Origin of the sequence: Bradyrhizobium sp., from assembly GCF_016213215.1 — a bacterium.
Taxonomy (GTDB): Bacteria; Pseudomonadota; Alphaproteobacteria; order Rhizobiales; family Xanthobacteraceae; genus Bradyrhizobium.
The window spans coordinates 66,160-87,465 of the sequence record NZ_JACRAW010000038.1 but is presented as its reverse complement, the minus strand read 5'-3'; the positions used below and the strand labels follow the sequence as shown (position 1 = coordinate 87,465).

Genomic DNA, 21,306 nt, shown 5'->3' with positions numbered 1-21,306 from the left:
TGCGGCTTCCGGCGCGGTCGCAGGATCCGCAGCCGCTCACCCGCCCGACAGCTGCTTTCGGTTGATGAGGATGAAATAGACGTTGCGGAAGTAGACAATCAGGCCGAACGCCTGTCCCGCAATGAACACCGGGTCGCGGCGGTACAGGGCATAGATCAACAGCAACATCCCACCGCCGATCGAGAAGAACCAGAACGCGACCGGGACAACGCTCCTGCGCGCGCGCTCGGATGCAATCCATTGCACCGCAAACCGCATCGTGAAGAACCCCTGCGCGATGAATCCGAGAACGACCCAGGCATCGAACTTGGCGACGAAGACGTCGTGCAGATAGTTGAGCAGGTCAGTCATAGGGTCACCTCGGTCACCTCGGGCGTCGGCTTCTTGCGGCGGATCAGCCACCACACCCCGGCAAGATCCATGATCCCGACCCAAACCCGGTCGAAAAAGCCGTAATTCGAAACGCCGGAATGGCGGGGCCGGTCGATCACGTCGACATAGGTGACATCGTAGCCTTCCCGCCGAACCAGGGCCGGCAGAAAGCGATGCAGTCCGTCGAAGTAAGGCAGCATCAGGAACACGTCGCGCCGAAACGCCTTGAGCCCGCAGCCGGTATCGCGCGTCCCGTCATGCAGGATCGCGTTGCGCACGCGGTTGGCGACGCGTGACTGGAACTTCTTGAAACCCGTATCCCTTCGACCAACCCTTTGGCCGGCGGCGAGACCGACGTGTTCGCCACCCTTCTCGATCGCCGAGATCAGATCGGGCAGAAAGGCCGGATTGTTTTGGCCGTCACCGTCGAGCGTGGCCACGATGCCCCCGCGGGCCGCGCGTACGCCGCTGCGCACCGCGGCCGATTGGCCGGTCGACTTGGCATGACGGAGTTGACGCAGATTGCCCCGCTGCTCCATCGCATTGATCAGCCGCTCCCCCGTCGTGTCGGTCGAGCCGTCGTTGACATAGATAATTTCGTACTCCCACCGGCCCTCGAGCGCGGCCACGATCTCCTCGATCAACGGCACGATGTTCCCGGCTTCGTTGCGCACGGGCACGACGATGGAGACCGCTACGGCTGGTTCGAAAGAAGGCAAATCGAAGCTCACGGTTTGGGTTGGGTGGCGGCAGGCGCCCCGGGCGTCGCGGCGACCGCTTTTATGGGGCCGGTGCGGCGCGGGCAACCCTTTTGAAGCCTCGTGATACCGGGTCGGGCAGCGGTACGATTTCGCCGCCCGCGCGGATCGCAAATCCCAGCCGCCGGGCGGCAAACCAGTATTGCACCGCCATCGCGCCGACGATGCCGACCAAGGCGCCGGCCACCACGTCGCTCGGGTGATGGGACAGCAGCACGAGGCGAGTCAGCGCAATCGCGACGGCGTACAGGTACATTGCAGTCCGCACACGCGGCCAGAGCGCGCCGACTGCGAAAGCAAGGGCAAAGGCCGTCACCGCATGCCCGGATGGCAAACTGTAATATGCCTCCGTTCCATTGAAGGGCACGAAATTGAACGGATTGGCCTTGCCGCCGACAAACGGGCGGCCGCGGCCGACCACCCACTTCAACAGATCGCCGATGAGCACTGATACCAGCACGGCGAAGAACATGAACTGAAGCCGCGTACCGATCCCGAGCAACAGAGCACGCGTGTTCCCGTGCAACGCTGCCGCGGCCAGCGCGACCAAAACCAGTGCGCCGCCCAACGACAACAGCACATAGGCGTCCTTGCCGAACTCGGTCAGGATCCGCACCGGCCACAGGGTGGGCGTGCCGCGGGGTGGCATCAGCTCGATCTCAGGCCCGTCCAGCGCAATCATCAGCAGGATGATCAGCGCCGCCCCGGTCGCGGCAAGCAGCAGCGAGTGACGCGCCAATTGGCGCGCCGCCTCGGCGCGGCGAGAATGGGATGGCTGGCGCACGAGTTGCAAGGCCGCCCGCCGCGAAATCGCGAGCAGTTGGGCGACATAGCTCGGAGACCGGCTCGCGCCGGCTGGCGGCGACATCTTATTCGGTGCCTTCCGAGCGGAAGATCGCGATCGAAATTGCCCGGCCCTGCGAGAAGTTGTAGCCGTCGACGCGGGCGCCGACATCATATCGCAGCCCAATCGCCTCGGCGCGTTGGGCGAAACTGCGCTCGGAGCGCTGCTCCACCAGCGCGAAGCGGCAACTGCCCTGCTTCAGGAAATCCGCCGCACCCGAGCCGTCAGTCAGCAGCGTCGACGTGCCGGTCATGAAAACCAGGCTCGGCTCGTGATAGCCGGCCGCGGCGGCTTTGGGCCCGACGCAGGTCACGTTGCGCAGCGCGCGGGCAACCTCGGCGCTCGGGAACAAGGGCGTCAGCGACGGCAGGACAATCCCATAGACTGCAATAGCCAGAAACACCGCCGCGGCAACGGCGTTGAGAAGCGAGCGTTCGGCATGGTTGTTATCGTAGAGCCACCAGGCGAACAGGCCGAAGATCAGCGCGGCTGCGATGAACGGCCACGCGGCGAACCCCGGGTGCAGCGTCAGCTTGACCGCGCCGACCACGGCGATGATCGAGCCAAGCGCAGGGATCGCGAACCACCACGCCGATCCACGCGTCAGCCAGGAGCGCGACAGCACCCGCCGCTCCAGCGCGCCGGCGGTCAGAATCGCGATCGCCGGATAGAGCGGCAGCACATAATGCGGCAGCTTGGTCAGCACCGCCTCGAATACAAGCCATGACGGAATCAGCCAGGCCAGCAGATATTGAGCGCCAGGCTCGCGCCGCGCCCGCCAGACCGCGGGCGCTGCCATGGTCGCGAGCGCGGCTCCCGGCCAGAATGTCACCCAGAACAGCAACAGGTACGCTCCGGGCGGCGCACCGTGGGATTCCTGCGCCCCCAACTTGCTGAGCATGTCGCCGCCGACGGAAGTGGCGAAGAAGGTGTCGCCGGCGCGCAGGAAGATGGCGACGAACCACGGCAGCACGAGCACCAGCGTCCACATGAGGCCCCACACGGGGCGCAGGCGCCGCAGCCAGGCGGCGTCGCGGTCGAGCACCGCGAGCGTGATGATCGTCAGCCCCGCAAACATCAGGATCAGCGGTCCCTTGAGCAGGATGCCGCCGGCAAGCGCCGTCCAGAAGATCACAGGCCAGCTCCAGGGCGGGTGAACCGGATCCTCGCCGCGCTGCCAGGACAGATAGACTTTGGACAGCGCGCCCATCGCCGCGACGACGGCGAGCAGCAGCATCGCATCGGTCTTGGCGAGCCGCGCTTCGACGCCAAGCAAGACCGAGCTGCACATCATCAGCGCGGCCAGGACCGCGCCGCGGCGCGTCACGAAGCCGAGCGCGGCCCAGTAGGTCAGGAGCACCGCGCCGATTGCACCGATCAACGAAGGAACGCGATAGACCCAGATGCGGAGCTGTGCCCGCGGCAGGCCGAACGCCGAGGCGGTCTCGACGGCAGCGGACTGCAACCAGTAGATGCCGACCGGCTTCTTGTAACGGACGTCGTCCTGGAAACGGATGTCGACGTAGTCGCCGCTTTCGACCATCTGCTTGGTCGCCTGGGCGAACCGCGCCTCGTCGCGGTCGATCGGGGGGATCGTGAAGAAGCCGGGCAGGAACAGCAGCAGCGCGCACACGACCAGGAAAGCGGCGGCCCGAAAATGATTGCCGGTGACGAATTCGATCACGCGCATGAGCCGGTTACCCGGGTTCACCAGGTTCTTCGGCTCGCGCGGCTCTCCAAAACGGGGGCGTGCGTAGGTCTCGGCCATCGACCCCGCATACGCTGAAACTGCCGCGCCTACAACTGCTTAGCCCCCAGCCTATTGAATTCGGATGACAACTGTGTCCGCGGTGCCCTTGGCGTCGATGACGGTGAGCCGCGCGAAACCCGGCCCGGGCGGGTCGATCAGGCGCTGGCGGCGGCCATCGATCTCGCCAACCGCCATGCCGTTGACCAGCACCGTCATCGGCAGCACCCCACCAGCAACCTTGACGGGCATGGCTGAGGCGCCGCCGGCGGTCCGGTCGACGTCGATGCGCGAGCCGTTCAGCGGAAACTGGATATGCGGCGCCTGCTCGCCGCCGGACCGCACCAACTCGCCAACCGGCCGGAACCGGCGGAGCGGCAACGGCAACTTGGCGTTGCTGGCAGCCAAGGTTCCTTTCGGCGCCTTTGACAGCGGCGCCGGCAGTTTGCCGGTCCGGGCGAAAGCGTCGAACAGGATAGGAGCCGCGGCGGTGCGTCCGATCAGCCCTGGAACCGGGGCACCGTCGGGACGCCCGACCCACACGCCGATGGTCATGCGGCCGTCGAAACCGACCGACCAGGCGTCCCGGTACCCGTAGCTGGTCCCGGTCTTGAAGGCGATCCGGTTGTGCGGCGCGTTCTCGGGCGGCGGCGTGCCCAGCAGGACGTTGCCGACCTGCCAGGCCGCGACCTGGTCCAGCAGGCGCAAGGGATCGCGCTGATCGTCCTTGTCGGTGACGATCTCGTGCAGCGGCCGGGTTGTCCCCAGCCGCGCCAGTCCGGCATAGAGCTGCGCCAGATCCTGCAGCGTGATCCCGACGCCGCCCAAGCCCATGGCTAGCCCCGGCGCCTCGTCCTTGGGCAGCACGAGATTGACCCCGCCCTGGCGCAGCCGCGAGGTCAGCCGGCTGGAGCCCACCCGATCGAGCAGCGCGATCGCCGGCACGTTCAGCGACAGTTGCAGCGCCTTTCGCACCGGCACCGTGCCCTGGAACGTCATGTCGAAATTTTCCGGGGCGTAGGAGCCGAACCGGATCGGGCGATCGTCAATCAGGCTTTCGGGATGGACAAGGCCATCCTCGAAGGCAAGCCCATAGATGAACGGCTTCAGCGTCGAGCCCGGCGAACGCACCGCGCGCGTCATGTCCACCTGCCCTGCACGGGCGTGATCGAAATAGTCGGCAGAGCCGATACGGGCGAGCACGTCGCCGCTTTCGTTGTCGACCGCGATGATGGCCACGGAGATGTTCGGCCCCAACGCAATCGCCCGATCGCGGGCGAGCGGCTCGAGCACTCTCTGCAAGCCGGCATCGAGGGTCAGCCTGACGACCGGCAGATCCTTCATGGTGGTGATGGCCTGATCAGCCGAATGCGGAGCCAGGATCGGCATCGGCTTGCGCAGCCGCGGCACCGGCGCGGCCTTGGCCTGTGCGGCATCTTCCGCGCTCACCAGGAGCTCCTCGACCATGCGGTCGAGCACCCGGTCGCGCGCGGCGCGGGCAGCATCCGGATAGCGATCGAGCCGGCGGGTTTCCGGCGACTGCGGCAACGCGACCAGGAGCGCGGCTTCAGCGAGCGACAGCCGCTTCGGCTCCTTGCCGAAATAGCCCAGGGATGCGGCACGAATGCCTTCGAGATTGCCGCCATAGGGCGCCAGCGCGAGGTACAGGTCGAGGATCTGATCCTTGCTCAACTCCCGCTCAAGCTCGATCGCGCGCACCATCTGCCGCAGCTTGGCGTAAAGCGACCGCTGCCGCCTCGGCTCCATCAGCCGCGCCAGCTGCATGGTGATGGTCGAGCCGCCCGAGACGATCCGGCCGCGGCTGATCAGCTGAAGTGCGGCGCGGCCGAGCGCGAGGGGATCGACACCGTGATGGGAATGGAAGCGCTGGTCTTCATAGGCCAGCAGCAGCTTGATGTAGGTCGGATCGACGCCACCCCTCGCATCGACGGGCAGCCGCCAGCGCCCGTCGGCCATCGCATAGGCGCGCAAGAGTCTGCCGTTGCGATCGACCACCGTGGCGGAAACCTCCCGCGCCTTGTCGAGCGGCAGCGGGCCGAGCGAGACGACCCAGGCCGTGAAGGAGGCGCTAGCAACGATAAAAAGCGTTGCGGCCGCAATGAGGAAGATGCGACCTGCCCTGCTCTTCACTCCACCGTCATGGCCGGGCTTGACCCGGCCATCCACGTCTTTCCCCGCTGCACGCAGTTTCGTGGATGCCCGGGTCAAGCCCGGGCATGACGACCGAGTATGCGGAGCCGCTTCGCTCATCTCGCCTTCTCATTCCCCGGACGCACCTCGACGGTACCGGTGCCGGTGCGGCCGTAGCGCGAGGGATTATACATGTCCTCGACATAGGCCTGCGGCAGCACATACTTGCCCGGCGACACCGCGCGCACGACGTAGGCCACCGTGAACACCGACTTGTCGTCGGCGGCGCGGTCGACCGCCGCGGTAAAGCGGTCGTCACGGAACTGGGTGTCTTCAGGCTCCTCGCCATCCTCGATCCAATCCAGCGTGCCGGTCTCGCCGGAGGAGACGAGATGCGGATTGTCGATCTCGAGCCCGGCCGGCAGATGGTCCGAGACCATGATGTGGCCGAACTCCGGTTTGGCCTCGGTGATCTTCAGGACCACCGCAAACCGGTCGTTCTGCCTGACCTTGCTGATGTCGGCCGGCTTGCCATCGAGCGTGAAATAGCTGCGTTCGATCTTGAAGCCATTCGATGCCGCCGGCTCCGGCGTGACAGGCGAACCCGACACCGAGACCACCGCCTGCACCGGCGCATCGCCGGTGTTGGTGATCTTCAGCTGCTTGTTCGCCATGTCCGATGCCCTGTAGCTGCGATACACAGCGCTCTTGACCGGCTGGCCGTCGATGTCGAGCGACAGGTTCTCCTTTGCGAGCGCCCGCGCCGCCAAGACCAGCCAGGCATTCTCCTGGGTCGAGGTGTACGGCGTCAGCCCGCGCGCGGTTTCGATCCGGCTCACAGCCTGTGTCAGCGTCGCGCGCGGCGCATTGCCTTCGCTCGCCAGCGACACCAGCGCGGCGGCATCGCGCAAGGCCGAACCGTAGTCGGTGCGCCCGAACTCCAGCACCGGCTTCGGCGCCAGGCTTTCCAGCGCCGCCCCATAGACCCGCTCGGCCCGGTTGCGGTCGCCGACCAGCGCCAGCGCCGCCGCAAGCTGCGACTTTGCGATCGGAGTGGCCAGGTTGTTGAGCTTGGTGTCGGCGAGATAGCGCAAGTCGCCGATGGGCGCCGCGCCGTTGCGGGCCAGCACATAGAGCCCGTAGGCGAGATCGCGTCCGCCGTCCTTTTCCGGTTCGTTGGCATTCACCACCGAGTTGCGGATGCGATCGAGCGCGTTCTTGAACAGCGCGTCCGGCACCACAAAGCCTTTCTCCCGCGCCCGGGTCAGGAAGTCCGTGACGTAGGCGTCGAGCCAGGCATCGTCGCCGCCGGCTGACCACAGGCCGAACGACCCGTTGGAGCCCTGGCGGGCCAGCAGCCGCTCGATGGCGTCCCTGATGCGCTGGTCGACTTCGGTGTCCATCGCCAGATGCGCGCCCGCCGCAAGCTCGTTGACATAGAGCAGCGGCATCGCCCGGCTCGTGATCTGCTCCGAACAGCCGTAAGGATAGCGATCAAGCGCCTTCAGGATGGTCGCGGCATCGAGCGCGGTCGAGAGGCTGGCCGAGATCGAAACGCTGCCGGTGCCCGGCACGAGATCCGAGAACATGTCGGCGGTCAGCGTCAGGCTCTCGCCCCTGGCAAGCGTCCGGATCGAGCGGCGCGCCAGAACCTGCGTCGCCGGCTTCACGTCCAGCGCGTAGTGCCGCGCGAGCGCCAGCCCGTTCGGTCCCTTGATGTCGACGTCAAGGGTGGCGGTGCCGGCCGCGTCGGCGTCCAGCGCGAGCGACAGCGAAGAGCGCTGCTTGGCGGCAAGCTTGACCGTGGTCGCCGGATTGCCGCTCATCTTGACGGGACCGGCGGCCTTGACGTTGAGCGTGTAGTCGCCGGACGCGCCTTCGACATTGTCGATCTCGAAATTGACCGTGCCGTGATCGCCGTTGAGAAGGAAGCGCGGCAGGGTTGCGGTCAGCACCACCGGATCGCGGATGGTGACGTCGGTCGTCGCGCGGCCGAGCTTTGTGGCGGTCCAGGCCACCGCCATGACGCGCGCGGTGCCGGCGAACTCCGGAACTTCGAAGCTCACCTCGGCGCTGCCGTTGGCTCCGACCGTGACGATGCCCGAAAAGAGCGCGAGCGGCTTCTGGGTCGGCGGGCTGCCCTGCAGCTCGACACCTGCCCCGTCGCCGCCGGATCTGATCTGGCCGCGAGTACCCTGCATGCCGTCGATCAGCTGGCCGTAGAGATCGCGGATCTCCGAGGTCATCTGGCGCTGGCCGAGATAGTAATCGTCCGGCGCCGGCGGCTTGTAGTTGGTCAGGTTGAGGATGCCGACATCGACCGCGGCGATCACCACCTTGGCGTCCTCGCCGGGATTGAGCCCGTCGATCTTGACCGGGATCTTCAGCGTCGAGTTCGGGCGGATCAGCGAAGGCGGCGACAGGCTGACCGCGAGCGTGCGGGCCTTCTTGTCGATACCGAACCATTCTATGCCGATCGCTCGGCCCGGCATGCGCTGCGCCGCCGCATCGAGCGGCCGGCGAAACGTTGCCACGACGTAGGCGCCGGTGCCCCAATCCTTGCCGACCGGAATCCTGACCTGGGCGGTGCCTTCCTTGACGTCGACCGTCTGCGTGGTCAGCAGCCGGTCGCCCAGCACGCTGATGGTGAGCTTGCCGGCGCTGCGTGCATTGACCGACACGGTCATAGTCTCGCCCGACTGATATTCCGGCTTGTCGATCGAGGCCTCCAGCATGTCCGGCGTGTCGGCGCTGCCGTCCGAATACCAGCCGACGTCGAACTGCACCGAGGTGATCGGACCATCGGCTTCGTTCGACTTGACGTCGAGCCGATAGCGGCCCGGTTGCGGCGACAGCGTGACACGGGACGGCTTGTCGGCCGCGATGGTGAGATCGCCATCCGCGATGCGGCGGGTGCTCTTGACCGGCTCGTATTCCCAATAGGAATTCTGCCGGTACCACTGGTAGCGGGATTCGATCTTCAACAGCTCATAGCGAAGGCTGCCGCGCGGCAGCGTCCTGCCTTCCGGCGAGACGAACACGACGTCGAACGAGGCCTTGTCGCCCTCGGCGACGTTCTTGCCGTCGAACAACGGCTTTACGCCGAGCATCGCGGTCGCGGGCGCCACCGGCAGCACGATCTTGCGCTCGACCGCGCGACCGCCGGCTTCCACCATGCGAATGAAGATCTGGGCTTCCTGCGGACGCGACGAAGAGGGCTGCTTGTCGAGGCTGACCGGGAAGGTCGCCGTGCCCTTGGCATCCGACTCCGGCAGATCCTCGATCGGGGTGCGCTCGTTGCTCGAGGTCTCTTCGTCCTTGACGCCGAACTGATAGCCGGGGAAGCCGGGCCGATCGGACGCAGGGGCGACCAGCATGTCGCCTTCGAGCCGCAAGCCGGACGCCGGGGCGCCGTAGAGGAAATGCCCGTCCACCCTCAGTTCCACCGGAACCTGAGCTTTGATCTGCTTGTCCTTGGAAGTCAGGTCGAATTCGATGCGATCGGGGACGTAGTCTTCGACCATGAAGGTGGTCTCGCCGACCGAAGACCCCTTCGGATCGGTGAACGCCCTCACCCGCCACGTCCCGGTCGGGACCGCAGAGTTGAGCGGCACGGCGAGCGTGCGGCCGCCTGCGCCCTGGTCGGCCAGCACGGCACGGCGGAATTCGACCCCGTCCGGGCGCTCGATCACGAGCGTCAGCGGCCCGCCGGTGATGGCGTTGCCCTGCCCGTCGCGCACAAGCGCGGTCAGGTACACCGTCTCGCTGGAGCGATAGACGCCGCGCTCGGCATAGACGAAGGCATCGGCGCCGGGCGGCACCACGCGTCCCTTGACGCCGCGGTCGGAAAGATCGAAGGCATTGGTCTTCAGGCTCAGAAACGCGTAATCGGTCTTTTCGCCCGACACGGTCAGCATCGCCGGCGACAGGCCGCCCTCGCCGCGCGCCAGCCCCGCCTCGAACAGCGCATGGCCGGCCTCGTCGGTCTTTCGGGTCGCGAGGATCTCGTTGTTGCGGGCGACCAGCCGCACCTCGGCCTTCGCAACGGCATCGGTCGATGCGAGCGAATTGACGAAGACGTGGATGCCGTCATTGCCGGAATAGGCGGTGACGCCGAGGTCGGAGACGATGAACCATTGCGTGGCAAGCGATGAATCGTCGTCATTGGACGGCCCCTTGGCCGCCGCCGTCATCACGTACACGCCCGGCTGCAAGTCGCCGACCGCCTGATCGACCGGAAACGCGGTGGTGACGTCCTGGTTCAGCGTCGTCGCGGTCGCCAGCTCGCCCGACCAGACCTTGACGCCGCGCTCGCCGCCGAGTTCGAAGAGCTGGTAGCGGCTCAGCGTCCTCTGGAAATCGCTGTCGACCACCGTATTGATCAGGTTGCGGTCGCCGATCCGGAAGATGTTGATGCTAACCGCCGGCGTGTTGACGCTGACGACGGGAATGCCGCGCTGGCCGGTGCGCGGCAGTACATAGGCGCGGCTGGTGAAGCGCACGAACGGCTTGCGGTCGCGCACATAGATGTTGAACTCCGCCGATTTCGGCAAGGACTCCTTGACGGTCGACGGCAGACCCGTGCGCAGGTTGATGTTGTAGCGCTCGCCATGCTTCAGCCCGTCGACACAGAGCTGCTTGCTTTCGGCCGACAGCGCCGGCTTGTCGGTGCCGGCCAGCGCGACGAAGGGCGAGAAATCCGTGCGCTTGGCCAGTTCCTCGGAGAACTGGAAACAGGCCCGCGGCGAGGCCGAATCGGAGTCCACGGTATAGTCGAGCAGCCGGAAGCCGTGCTCGTCGCGCATCTTCTCGTATTGCCCGCGCACCTCGGCGACCTCGCGCAGGTCGAGCGAGAGCCGCAGCGCGTCCAGGGCCGGCCGCCACAGCTTGCGCTGCGACATGGCGCGGCCGAGCACGGCGAGCGCGGCCGCCTCCTCGCCGGGATTGCCCGCGCGCTGGTAGGCGATGTAGGCGGCGGTCGAAGCGCGCTCCAGCAGGAAGGTCTGCTCGCTGGTGCTCTTCGGAGCGATCTGGAAGATGACGCGGCCGAGCCGCAGCCAGTTGCCGCTGTCATCGGGGGCGGTGGCGGCGATCTGGCCGAGGATCTGCAGCCCGGTGCGGAGATCGTTGCGCTTGAAGGCGGCGTCGGCGTCGGTCCGGAGCGTCGCCGCGCTCTTGGCCACGGGTCCCGACTCGCTCTTGATCTGGGCCTCCAGCTTGATCGCGGCATCGGCAAGATCGTCCCGTTTGAACGCCTTGTCCGCCGCCTGGGCGGAGGCCAGGCCAAGCGCGAGCGTTGCGCAAAGTATCGCAGCGCGAACCAAACCGATCATGATGGAGCTCCCGGAGCGCGGCCAATGCGGCCGCGTTTGCAAAGAAGTACGCGAAATGGTGACCGACTGATGGCAATGGAACTCGAAACAGCCAAAGGTCGTGTTCGTCATGGTAATGCAAGTTCAAGGCGCTGCCGAGCAGGCAATCGCGGCGCGCGCTGGTTTATCGGCGACCGAACTTTCGGTCCACCGCTCCGGTTTGTCGCCCGCCTCCCGAAAACGGTTCGCAAGGGGCTTGGCGGCGAAGCGGATTTTTCATATTGCCCGTGGTAAACTCCGCTTCGGCGGGTCTGCCCGGACGGTCCCATAGCTCAACTGGATAGAGTAGCGGATTTCTACTCCGCGGGTTGCAGGTTCGAGTCCTGCTGGGATCGCCATAAAAACAAATACTTAGAGGCCATTCTTAGCGCGAAAGCACGCTGGGCCTGTAGAGAAGATTCTCCTTAACTCCCACTACCGTCCCCTGCACTCCCAGGGCGATCGCATATGACTCTATGGAGGCTGTGAACGGCGCGGCCTCATGGTTCGAGACGCGCCCACCATGAGGGTCCAGTATTTCGCCGCGAAACAAGACCTCATCCTGAGGAGCCCGCTGAAAGCGGGCGTCTCGAAGGATGGTCGCGGAGAAACTGCCACCAAGTTCGTTTTCAAATGCGATAGCCCTGCCTGCACTCCCGGCAGTTCGGCGCAATATCGAGCGGAACAGGCGTAGCTGCCCTTGGGAATCTCGTGCTACATGCGCAAGTTGATAGACAAAGGCGCAATCTCTGCCGCGAGGATGCGAAGTCGTGCCTGCTGTTTGAAATCGATGCCGCATTGACTCGTCTTTGCGAGCGAAGCGACGCAATCCAGACTGCCTCGGCGGTGACAGCCTGCTTCGTCGCTTGCGCTCCTCGCAAAGACGTTGCCCCTTCGCAAACCGGACGCGCGCATCCACCAGATGATGATCGATGCGCCGGAGCGCTGCGTGTCTCTCGACGGTCTCGGCGACAATCCCGAGCCGCAGGTGAGATCGGCATGACCACGACCAAGGTGGTTAAGGCTGTCAAGCTATCGCGGAACTTGAATGGCAACGGGTTGTCGCTGCGGAGATCTGACCTCGACAAGAGTCATGTGAGGTCATGCCTGGCCGTGCCGATGCGTCGGATCGCCCACGTGGGCTAGCCACACGCTCTACGCGCTGACGTCGTGGGAAGATCAATTGCGGTGCAACAAGCAGCGAAATCCGTCGGCGCGCACCCGCGCAAACCCGCGCCGCGCTGCAGCAGCCGGCTGGCCGCTTGCTGCGGCTACAAAGCAAGATGACAACGTGAGCTGACGGTGGCAGACTTCGTTCACGGCCAGGCGGCAAGAAAACAGAAGAAGAGAACCCGCCAAGGTCACATCGGGAGGAGATGGCTCATGAAACGCTCGTTTCTGGGAATGCTCGGTGGCGCCCTCATGGTAGTGGCGTCTCTCGTATCCGCCAGTGCGGTCATGGCGCAGACGCAGACAAAAACGCTGAAGATGCAGGCCACATGGCCGGCGTCGCTCACACTCTATGACAACTTCACCTACTTCGCCGACCGGGTGAACAAGCTGTCGGCCGGCGCGCTGAAGATCGAGGCGATGCCCGCCGGCCAGGTCGTGCCGGCGTTCGAAGTGCTGGACGCGACCCACAAGAAGGTGCTCGACGGAGCGCATGCGTGGGCCGGCTACTGGACCGGCAAGAACAAGACCGCGATCCTTTTTACCGGCGGTCCTGGCGGCACGTTCGGCATGGACTTCATGGACGTGATGGGCTGGCTCTATCACGGCGGCGGCCTCGAGCTTTACAACGAGTTCTACCAGAAGGAACTCAAGCTCAACGTGATCGTGTTCCCCATCCTGCCTGCCGGGCCGCAGGCGTTCGGCTGGTTCAAGAAGCCGATCCAGACGGTCGAGGACATGAAGGGCATGAAATGCCGCCAGACCGGCATGGCCGGCGAAGTGTGGCAGGCGCTCGGCTTCACGGTGGTCAACATGCCGGGCGGCGAAATCATTCCTTCCGCGCAGCGCGGCGTGATCGATTGCGCGGAATGGGTCGGCGGCATCGAGGACATGCAGCTCGGCTTCCACAATGTCTGGAAGTACCACTATTCGCCCGGCCTGCATGAGAACGTGACGGTCGGCGAACTCGTAATCAACGGCGATGTGTGGAAGGAGCTCAGCCCCCAGCATCAGGAGATCATCAAGTCGGCGGCCAACGAGACATTCCTCGTCTGGTGGACCAAGTGGCAGCGCCAGAATGCCGATGCGCTGATCGAGATGCAGCAGAAGCACGGCGTGCAGATACTGCGCACGCCGACCGAGATCCTGCTGGCCTTCATCAAGAAGTGGGACGAGATCGCGGCGGCCGAAAGCGCCAAGAACCCGTTCTTCAAAAAGGTGCACGACTCGCAGAAGGCGTATGCGAGCGCTGTGGTGCCGTACAAGCGGTCCTATTTCCCGCCGTACTCCTTCATGGCGAACTACTACTTCCCCGTCGAGAAATAGGGCTTCGTCCGAGGGCGGCCGCTTCGACCGCCCTCAATTCCTGCGCGGCGGTCCTGCGCGCCGCAAGGCGCGCCGCGCAAACGTTCGGCTGTAGGGGGATGGATGGCTGAGACAACAGGGAGGCAGCCGCCGGCGCTCCTGGCCCTAATCAGGATCATCGACGGCTTCACGGACCGGACCGGCACGATCATCTCGTGGCTGTCCGTGCCGCTTGTCCTGAGCGTCGCCTACGAGGTTGGATCGCGTTACCTGTTCAACGCGCCGACCATATGGGCCTACGACGCGACCTACATGCTCTACGGCTCGCTGTTCATGCTGGGGGCCGCCTACGCGCTGCACAAAGGTGCCCACATCCGCACCGACTTCTTCTGGGAAAAGTTCTCCATCCGCAGGAAGGGCTGGATCGATACGATCTCCTATATCGTCTTCTTCTTCCCGAGCCTGATCATGCTGTTCCTGATCAGCTGGAACGAATTTCACTACGCCTGGCTGATCAACGAGACTTCGGACCAGACACCGTGGCGGCCCGTGCTGTGGCCTTTCAAGTTCGTCGTGCCGCTCGCTTGCCTCCTGCTGCTGATCCAGGGCGTGTCCGAGCTGATCAAGAGCTTCTACATGATGCGCACCGGTGTCGAACTCGAGCACAAGGCGAAGGTCGAGATATGACCGCAGAAGCGCTCATCGGCCTCGTCATGCTTCTGGTCTTGCTTGGCGCGATCTTCATCGGCGTGCCGATCTCGTTCACGTTGCTGTTTCTCGCCTTTTCGTTCGGTTACTGGGGCATGGGCGCGACGGTCTTCGAACTTGGCTACTTTCAGACCATCGGCATGATGAAGGAGGAACTCCTGGCCGCCGTGCCGCTGTTCATCTTCATGGGCTTCATCACCGAGCAGGCGGGCCTCATGGAGCGCCTTTTTACGGCGTTCCGCATGCTGCTTGCGCCGGTGCGCGGCGCGCTCTTTCTCGTCGTCATCCTGACATCGACCGTGTTCGCGATGGCGACAGGCATCGTCGGCGCCGCCGTCACCGTTCTTGGCATCATGGCCTCGCCGATCATGAACAAGGCGGGTTATGATGCCAAGCTTTCAGCGGGCACGATAACGGCGGGCGGCACGCTCGGCATTCTCATTCCCCCGTCGGTAATGCTGATCGTGATGGGACCGGTGCTCGGGGTGTCGGTCGCCGATCTCTATGCCGCAGCCTTCGGGCCGGGCTTCCTGCTGGCCGGCATGTACATCGCCTACCTGATGGGCCGCGCCTTCCTGAACCCCAAACTCGGGCCGCCCGTGCCAAAGGACGAGCGGATCTACTCGGCGGGGCACATTGCGCGCGAGGTGATCATCGGCACGCTACCCCTGCTCGGACTCATCACGGCGACGCTCGGCTCGATCATCGGGGGTCTTGCGACGCCGACGGAGGCCGCCGGCATCGGCAGTGTCGGCGCGCTGATCCTGGCCATCGCATATGGCAGGTTCTCGCTCGGCGGACTGCAGCGCGCGCTGACCTCGACGATGTCGACGTCGAGCATGGTCCTGCTGCTGGCGGTTACGTCGAATATTTTCGGTGCGGTGTTCGCCCGCCTTGGCTCGGCGAACTGGATCACCGAGACGATGCTCGGCCTCCAGTTGCCTACGAGCCTCATGCTGATCGTCGTGCTCTTCCTGATTTTCCTGCTGGGTTGGCCGTTTGAGTGGCCAGCCATCATTCTGGTGTTCCTGCCGATCTTCTATCCGGTCGTAAAGGGCATGGGCATCGACCTCATATGGTTCGGAGCATTGGTGGCGGTGGTGCTACAGACCGCCTTTCTGTCGCCGCCGGTCGCCATGTCGGCGTACTATCTTAAGCAGGTGGTGAAGGGCTGGAGTCTCGCGACGATTTACGCCGGCATGTTCCAGTTCATGATCCTGCAGGTGATCTGCGTCGGGCTGATGATCACCTTTCCCGGCATTGCGACCTGGTTCCCGCAGACGCTGAACGAGGCATCCCGCCGTCAGGTGATCCCCGAGGAGTACAAGAAGATCATGGAACAGCAGAAGCGGGCACCGTCCCTGGAAGACGAAGACTGGCTGACACCAAAGAAGAAGTAGCCGCGTGTCGGCCGGGTCGGCCCTTGGGCAGTTCGTCCGCCCTTTCACGCCAGATCGCGATGATGGCATGGCGATGTAGCGCATGGCTGAAACAAGCCAATTCCAACCGTCAAATCCCCACCAGCAGGCGCTCGCGCGTGATGGGCAGCCTGCGTTGCACAGGCCCCGCTTTTCCTCCCGCCGCCGATAATAGACCTTGCTTTGCGTGCGCAATAGGAAGCTAGTGTTGATCTCATCGGGGCCACGCTGCTCAGCCGCTGGGCGGCCCTGGAATCATACGTTTCCAAAAATTCTGTGGAGCCCCGGACGGCCGCGAAAGGTGACGCGCGATGAACAATTATAGTCCGCTGTCGCAAAGCCAGATCATCACCACCGTCAACCTGGTTGTCCTCGCCATCATCGCCATCACTATGTTTGCGCTCTGACAAGACGCGCTGGAAGCTGGTGCCCTGTTCCAGCGCCGGAACCGACTTAACGCACCGGCGGTTAATTCTGGCACAGCGTTCGTCACGGAGGTTGTCCTTGGCGCAGGCCGCGCGATTGGAAATGCCGCAGTTGAGCAGGCATGGCCGCTTCTGATTGAGCTATGGCGCTAGCTTGCCGATCACCGCTGACTGTGAACAAACCGTCCACCAACTCCCTTTGGCGAAGATGACCCGCACGCGACGAGCGTGAAGCGTTCATTCGAGGCTCTCGCCGCCGCGGCCGCGCCACGATCCCCCGGAAAAATCCCGGACTGCGGCGATGGCCAGGGCTAAGCGATTGAGGGGTGGCGCAAAACGGCGGGCCGGGTCAAATCTTTCTACTCCGCGGGTTGCAGGTTCGAGTCCTGCTGGGATCGCCACTGATTTCAATGTCTTGTGCGTTCTGTTCTCATTTTTCCGTGTACGCTTGTCGCTGCCTTCGTATCGTCAACCGCTTCCGCGGTTGGACGGGTCAAGATTTCTATTCTTCTCCGGAGGTATGGGCGGATAGCCGGGAAACTTGTACCACCCCGGGGGGACGGCGACACCTTTGCTGGGACGAACGACGATGTGATCGCGTGAGCGGGAGTGATGCACCGTCGCGGCGTTGGCAGAAGCGCAAAGGGCGATCAACAGGCCCAAGGCCAAAACAGAACGCATCGGGTTTGCTCCAATTGACCTACCGCCGCTCCCATGTGGAAGGCTGGCCGCACCGCCGCAATCTGTAGCGGCCTCACGATCGGTCAAATTGGCGGCACCAAAGGTGCATGACCCCGCCCTCACCCGCCCCGCTGGGGCTAAAGGCGACGCCCACAAGGACCTGACCGCTGCCCACTCTGGGGCGCGAACGCGCCATCGGTATTGCGCTCGCCCCAGGGTTGCAGGATGATGCCTGCCAAGGGCGGGGGCTAGAAGGTGGGCGGAATCACTGACTTTATTGCGCTGGATGTCGAAACGGCCAATGCCGACTTCGGGAGCATTTGCTCGATTGGGCTAGTCCACTTCCGCGATGGGACCGTCTTCAAGTCCCTTACGATCCTGGTTGACCCTGAAGACGAATTCGATCCGATCAATATCGGCATTCATGGAATCCGACCGGAGCACGTTTCCGGTAAACCAACCATGGCGAAGGTCTTTCCGGTCATCAGCGCAGCCCTGCAGGATACCGCCATCGTCCACCACAGCCCGTTTGATCGAACGGCGCTTGCGCGGGCGGCGGATCGGTACGGCACTGGTGGACTACCTTGCTTTTGGCTGGATACGCTGCAGGTCGCGCGGCGCACATGGGACGGGTTCCGCCACAATGGCGGTTACGGTCTCGCCAATCTGGCGGGTGCGTTTGGAATAGAATTCAAGCACCATGACGCGGCCGAAGACGCGCGGGCTGCCGGGCTTCTTTTGCTGCGCGCGGTCACCGAGGGCGGCGTAACGTTGCAGCAATGGGTCGACGATCTCGGTTATGCGTCGACTAAGTCCACGGCGCCAAAGCGAATTAAGCGCCCGATCTATCCGAACACCAAAGTCGCAAGAAAAGGGGATGGTGACGGACCAATTCTAGGCGAGACGGTCGTTTTTACCGGCGAGCTTCAGATCGCGCGGGACGCAGCCGCATCATTGGCCTCAATAGCTGGCGCTGACGTCGCCGATGGCGTGACGAAGAAAACGACGATTTTGGTCGTTGGCGATCAGGATCTGCGGCTAACAAGGGGCCAAGCAAAAAGCTCAAAACACCGAAAGGCCGAGGCCATGATCGCTTCCGGTGCCACCATCCGCATCGTCGGGGAAAGCGATTTCATGCTCATGGTAGCCAGCTAGACTCCGCTGATGGTTTGGGCAAGTTCTGCGCGGACTAAGTGCACCGGCACCGTAACTCCTTGCACGGGGAAACATCTTCTACGGATCGACGACAGCCATGATTGCTCACTCAGACCCGACAGGCAAATCACTCCCAAAATCCCGTCAAGCCCCCGCCGCGAAAATATTTCTCTTTTCCCGAATTCGGATTTGGCGTATACGCTGGTCCGTCCCGGCCCGATATGAGGGGCGGTTCGCGAGTCGTCACGAAGCGCGGGCCGGGATGCGGTGGACGCATCCGCGCCGGCGCGCAATCGCAAATCGCAGGGCCTCTCTCGATCCGGGAGTGGTGAGCGATCGGGCGGCGCGCGAGACGAACGGCGCAAGGTGCGTACGGCAAAACCGTGTGGTCCTGACACCCGTTGCTGGTGCCAAGTCCGCGGAGGCTCTTCCGCCCAACCGGGATTGAGATGCTAGCCTCAATCCGCGGACGACGGTGGCAAAAGGAATTCGTCGCCGGGGAGAGCACGGTATAAGCCGTAAGGCCACTGCGCAGGGAAGGCCGGGATGTCTCGGCTGCCCTGTGGTTTTCCCGCTGTGCATTTTGCGCAGAGCCTGCGCACAGCGGGCCACGGGTGTCAGCCGGCACCCGGTCTTCCCTGCGCCCTCCGTTTTCAAGGAGGGTGAGACGACGAGCAAAACTCGGGCAAAACATGCCGCGAGGATGCGAATTCGTGCCTGCTGTTTGAAATCGATGCCGCAATTTGACTCGTGTTTGCGAGCGAAGCGAAGCAATCCAGAATGCCTCCGCGGCGACAGTCTGGATTGCTTCGGAGCTCACGCTCCTCGCGACGACGTCGTTGAAACGGACGCGCGCCGCCATCTCGCTTCGATTGGCGCGTTGATTGCGCGGATGCGGACTTGAAGCGCGGCCCAAGGACGGCGCAGTTTCGCCGCCGGGTGCCTGCCGGGCCGGACCGTTCGCGCGGTTCGGCCGTGTTCGCGAAACCTATGGCCTCATATCTCTCGTCATTCCGGGATGCGCCGCAAGGCGCAGGCGCGGAATCCAAAACCACAGGCTGGGGTTATGGATTCCGGGCTCGCCTCTTCGAGGCGCCCCGGAATGACGGTAACTAAGACCGCCGCGCCGACTTCCTGATTTCGTCCTTCGGAGAAGATCTCCTTGGCATGCGCGACATCACAAGGACAACAACTTCGCTGCTACGGGAACATCTTCGGCCGGCGCAGTCTGTTCGAGCTCGCCATCCATTGCGGCAGAGGCGCGCCGTCGCGATGCCGGCCGCCGGCGCAGGCGGCTGCCCAGGCCGTGACGGCCCCAAGCAGGGTCGCCGCAGCAACCGAGAACGCCAGAATGATCGAAGTCCGCCGCGAACGCGCGATGGCTGTCTTTGAATCGGCCATCACCGCGTCGACCCGCCGCTCGGATTCCGGCGGCGATAGCCCGGTTATCGCCGCGACCAGCTGGACGAGGTAGGTCCTGTCGTCACTGCTCACGCCGCTGTGGCTTGACGACGTCAGCAGGACCCGACCGGCCTCGGCGCGCTCAGCGGTCAGGTCGGCGTTGGCCGGCCGGCGAGCCGCGCGAAACAGCTTGTCGATCTGGTAACTGAGCAGTGGTTCGGCCGCGGTAGTGTTGGCACTCGACATCCCCGTCGAGGCGCGATTGGCTGTCGCGGCTCCAATTCCCGCGGCCAGCATAGCGCCGAGCAGAACCGCCACCGCCCAGGCGGTCAGGCCATGCAGGCCATCACGTCTCTCCACATCTTCTGCTTGCGCCCCTGCCAGCGGCATTCTTGTTCGGCCTGCGATATAGCCGCCAAAGCCGAAGCTCACGATCGCCTGCAAAATCAGGTAGATGCCCGAAAGCAGTGCGAGCGCGCCCGAAGCATCCCGCCAGCTCGGCGAGGTGGAGCTGACGCCGAGCCCGACGGCAACCCCGAACGCCACGAGGATGAATGACAGCGCGGCAGCACTCAGCGCGCCGGCGACCACAGGCGTCCATTGCAGATAGCGCCCCTCCTCGCCTTCAGGCACGACAACTTCGATGCTCATCTGGGTGGTTCCCTACCTGAGACCGAAGAACGACAGGATGGCCAAGATCACGACAATCAAGCCGATCAGATAAATCAACCCGTCCATGCGACCCTCCTCTCCGGGGTCCCTGCGCGCAGATAATCGCCGCACGGTGACGAAGGTTCCTGTTGGGCAGAGCGGCGAGCGGACGAGGAACGGCGCAAAAAAGAAGAGGCGGGCACCAGGCCCGCCTCGATCGGATCAAATTGCAAAGAAGATCAGTAACATGCCCGCGGATCGGCCTGGACGTACTGCCCGCTGGGATGGCGGTAGTAGCAGTTGCCTTCGGCCAGATAATAGCCCGGCCGGGAGGCTGCGGTTGCGCCGGCGATCGCGCCGGTCGCGCCACCCACGATGGCGCCCGCGGCGGCACCCGAGGCGTTGCCCGAGATCAGGCCGCCGAGCAGACCGCCGACAATGGCTCCGCCGAGCGCGGAAGCACCGGGATCGGCCGGCGGTGGCGGCGGAGGCGGCTCATACGCCACCCGCGGGGGCGGCGGCGCGTAAGTCACCGGAACGTCGTCGACGTATTCCTCGGAAATGTAGGTGGGCGGACCGTCCATCGGCTGAGCATAGTAGTACCTGGCCCCGCCGACGTCCCACCACCAGCCCAAGCGGCCGTTGTGGCGTTCGTGACGCCAGCGCCCGCCTTCCCAGGCGACATGGCCGCGATAATGCTGTCCTCCGTAATCGCGCATCGGCACCGGACCGCGTGCCATGCGGCTCCCCGCGTGCGGCGGCGGACCACCCGCGCCCACCCTGCTCTGGCCCGGCGCCGCCATCGTCGAGGGAGCGGCCCGGCTCGTCTGCTGCTGCTGCGGTGGGGGCGCCACGCGGCCGGCCTGCGGAGGCGGCGGCGCCGTTCTGGCGACCGGCGGCGGTGGCTTGTGGCCAGGGGGCGGCTCGCGTCCGGTTCGCCCGCCGTCCTGGGCCTGAGCCGACAGCGCCACCATCGAGACGACCGATACGATGGGAACAATGAGCCTGGACCGGCTAAACGACTTCATAGTGCCTACCCCTCCGTGCCTGGCGCCGCGGCTTCGCGCCCACGACCTGCGTGGAACCCGCGCCGGAATGCACATACCTGACGCTCTTCTGGCGCCGTGTCTTGTTACAAATGATTAAGATCACGACAATTTTGCATGGGA

General features: G+C 64.5%; 12 protein-coding genes and 1 tRNA gene. 5 read left to right on the top strand and 8 right to left on the bottom strand.

The window, feature by feature from the left end:
- Positions 1 to 36: 36 nt before the first annotated feature.
- The 6 genes from HY852_RS07985 to HY852_RS07960 form a co-directional block, all read right to left on the bottom strand.
- Positions 37 to 351 carry a lipid-A-disaccharide synthase N-terminal domain-containing protein gene (locus HY852_RS07985; RefSeq protein ID WP_291603880.1) on the bottom strand — a complete coding sequence of 105 codons (315 nt, stop codon included), beginning with the start codon at positions 349 to 351 and terminating at the stop codon, positions 37 to 39.
- Positions 348 to 1,091 (bottom strand): glycosyltransferase family 2 protein, encoded by a 744-nt coding sequence (locus HY852_RS07980; RefSeq protein WP_291603894.1) that lies wholly within the window; start codon positions 1,089 to 1,091, stop codon positions 348 to 350. Before HY852_RS07980 ends, HY852_RS07985 begins: the two co-directional genes overlap by 4 nt.
- Positions 1,092 to 1,152: 61 nt before the next feature.
- On the bottom strand, positions 1,153 to 1,998 hold the full coding sequence (locus tag HY852_RS07975) for a phosphatase PAP2 family protein (protein WP_291603878.1): 846 nt from the start codon (positions 1,996 to 1,998) through the stop codon (positions 1,153 to 1,155).
- Between the two features lies 1 nt (position 1,999).
- Positions 2,000 to 3,742: a glycosyltransferase family 39 protein gene (locus HY852_RS07970; protein WP_291603876.1), complete on the bottom strand. Its 1,743-nt coding sequence runs from the start codon at positions 3,740 to 3,742 to the stop codon at positions 2,000 to 2,002.
- Positions 3,743 to 3,793: 51 nt separating this feature from the next.
- Positions 3,794 to 5,992, bottom strand: coding sequence for a penicillin-binding protein 1C (pbpC, locus tag HY852_RS07965; RefSeq protein ID WP_291603873.1), 2,199 nt, complete (start codon positions 5,990 to 5,992; stop codon positions 3,794 to 3,796).
- Complete coding sequence (locus HY852_RS07960; RefSeq protein ID WP_291603872.1) at positions 5,989 to 11,205, bottom strand: alpha-2-macroglobulin; 5,217 nt, start codon at positions 11,203 to 11,205, stop codon at positions 5,989 to 5,991. Before HY852_RS07960 ends, pbpC begins: the two co-directional genes overlap by 4 nt.
- Before the next feature lie 300 nt (positions 11,206 to 11,505).
- On the opposite strand from HY852_RS07960, the gene HY852_RS07955 reads away from it, so the two are divergent.
- The 5 genes from HY852_RS07955 (at position 11,506) to HY852_RS07935 (ending at position 18,085) form a co-directional block, all read left to right on the top strand.
- A tRNA-Arg gene (locus HY852_RS07955) sits at positions 11,506 to 11,582 on the top strand.
- 1,024 nt (positions 11,583 to 12,606) lie between these two features.
- Positions 12,607 to 13,719, top strand: coding sequence for a TRAP transporter substrate-binding protein (locus tag HY852_RS07950; RefSeq protein WP_291603871.1), 1,113 nt, complete (start codon positions 12,607 to 12,609; stop codon positions 13,717 to 13,719).
- 102 nt (positions 13,720 to 13,821) lie between these two features.
- Positions 13,822 to 14,385, top strand: a complete 564-nt coding sequence (locus HY852_RS07945) for a TRAP transporter small permease subunit (protein ID WP_291603870.1) — start codon at positions 13,822 to 13,824, stop codon at positions 14,383 to 14,385.
- Positions 14,382 to 15,806 carry a TRAP transporter large permease subunit gene (locus HY852_RS07940; RefSeq protein WP_291603869.1) on the top strand — a complete coding sequence of 475 codons (1,425 nt, stop codon included), beginning with the start codon at positions 14,382 to 14,384 and terminating at the stop codon, positions 15,804 to 15,806. Before HY852_RS07945 ends, HY852_RS07940 begins: the two co-directional genes overlap by 4 nt.
- Positions 15,807 to 17,185: 1,379 nt before the next feature.
- Positions 17,186 to 18,085 carry an exonuclease domain-containing protein gene (locus HY852_RS07935; protein WP_291603867.1) on the top strand — a complete coding sequence of 300 codons (900 nt, stop codon included), beginning with the start codon at positions 17,186 to 17,188 and terminating at the stop codon, positions 18,083 to 18,085.
- Between the two features lie 1,200 nt (positions 18,086 to 19,285).
- Here the strand turns inward: HY852_RS07935 and HY852_RS07930 are convergent.
- Together HY852_RS07930 and HY852_RS07925 are read right to left on the bottom strand one after the other, a co-directional pair.
- Positions 19,286 to 20,137 (bottom strand): hypothetical protein, encoded by an 852-nt coding sequence (locus tag HY852_RS07930; RefSeq protein ID WP_291603866.1) that lies wholly within the window; start codon positions 20,135 to 20,137, stop codon positions 19,286 to 19,288.
- Between the two features lie 239 nt (positions 20,138 to 20,376).
- Positions 20,377 to 21,165: a hypothetical protein gene (locus HY852_RS07925; RefSeq protein ID WP_291603865.1), complete on the bottom strand. Its 789-nt coding sequence runs from the start codon at positions 21,163 to 21,165 to the stop codon at positions 20,377 to 20,379.
- Positions 21,166 to 21,306: the final 141 nt, after the last annotated feature.